The sequence below is a fragment of the uncultured Duncaniella sp. genome (assembly GCF_910578445.1).
Classification (GTDB): Bacteria; Bacteroidota; Bacteroidia; order Bacteroidales; family Muribaculaceae; genus Duncaniella.
In genome coordinates, this window is record NZ_CAJTQC010000063.1 from 1 (window position 1) to 1302 (window position 1302).

The 1302-nt window shown below is 50.5% G+C and carries 1 protein-coding gene; it reads left to right on the forward strand.

From position 1 onward, the window contains the following. Nucleotides 1-783 precede the first annotated feature (783 nt). Nucleotides 784-1149, forward strand: coding sequence for a helix-turn-helix domain-containing protein (locus tag QZ311_RS12280; RefSeq protein ID WP_160659013.1), 366 nt, complete (start codon nt 784-786; stop codon nt 1147-1149). Nucleotides 1150-1302: the final 153 nt, after the last annotated feature.

Below are 1302 nucleotides of genomic sequence, written 5' to 3' on the forward strand. Positions count from 1 at the left end.
TTAGTGGTCGGACATCGGGAGGGATACCCGGTGTCCTTTTTCTTCTCATCGCCCGATTTCGCTCCACATTTGCATAATTCAAAAATTTTTCGTATCTTAATATAGCAATCCGACAAGGGTATCAGTCAATTTCAGTCATTCGACAGTCAAACGCAGTCGCAAGTTACTGAAAACTTGGATAATCCGTATAGGGATTGTACTTTCGTTGCGCCGAAAGGAGAAATGACCGCCGAAAAGAAAAAGTAGGACGCATAGCGGAATAACGCGGACAAAGCCGGACACTGCGAACCATCGCGGATTTCTCCTTGTTGAAAGTAACGGAGCAATGGCAGCCGACGTGCCGGGCACAATGATTAAAACCGCTAAGATGATTACAGCGGCATCAGTGTTCCCCCTCTGCCGACCGCACCCTTGCGAAAGGTGATTATCGCCGATATAATCAGGCATATTCAAGACCGTTATCAACGCGGGAAAATCCGCACGCGATAACAGACAGCCCCGTTATTGCCTTATATCCCGTGGCAAGAGCCGGGCATCAGAGCCGATATTTCAGTGGTTTTCGCCATTTTAGTAAGCATACGGACGAGTGTCCGATATTAGTTTAACCGCCGACCTGCCTCATCCCTCCGGGTGTAGTCATGGGCTGGAAGGCACATATTAACCCTATTGACAACACCCCCACATCTGTATGATGACACCGCAAACGTTTTTAATCCTTAAAAGCCCATGCCCGATGCGCTAAACAATCCCCAGACCACTCAAACATCCACAATCCGAATCAACATGACTGACTTTTTGCATCTCCCTTTGGTGGAAGTCCTCAAACTTCTCGTAAGGGGGTCGGTGGAGGAATATCTCGCCGAAAAGGAAGCCAACGCTTCCGCACGCGCCGTTACCACGGCAAACAACGAATGTGAATCACTTGACATGAAGGGGGCTTTGGAGTTCCTCAACTCCAACGGCTACCCGATAAAGAAAGGACAGCTCTACAAGGAAACGAGCGCGGGAACCGTGCCGTTCCAGAAATTCGGCTCCAAGCTGCATTTCAGAAAGTCCGAGCTGTTGCAGTGGGCGGAGGCGCGCCTCATCGACGGAAACGCCGTCGGCGTACTCGTACCCGCCACAACAGGGAAAGGAGGGAAGCGATGAAAAAAGAAGAAACAACCGCAGAAAAGACCTCCCGCAATCCCTTTCCCCTTGATGTGCTTCCGAGAAAGATGCGTGAAATCATAGACGAGGCGAACACGACCCTCGGATTTCCGAAAGACTATCTCGCCATGTCGATGCTGACGGCGGTTGCCG

What these genes read in the sequence shown, in the direction of transcription:
- QZ311_RS12280 (WP_160659013.1), top strand. Translation starts at nt 784, where the DNA reads ATGACTGACTTTTTGCATCTCCCTTTGGTGGAAGTCCTCAAACTTCTC.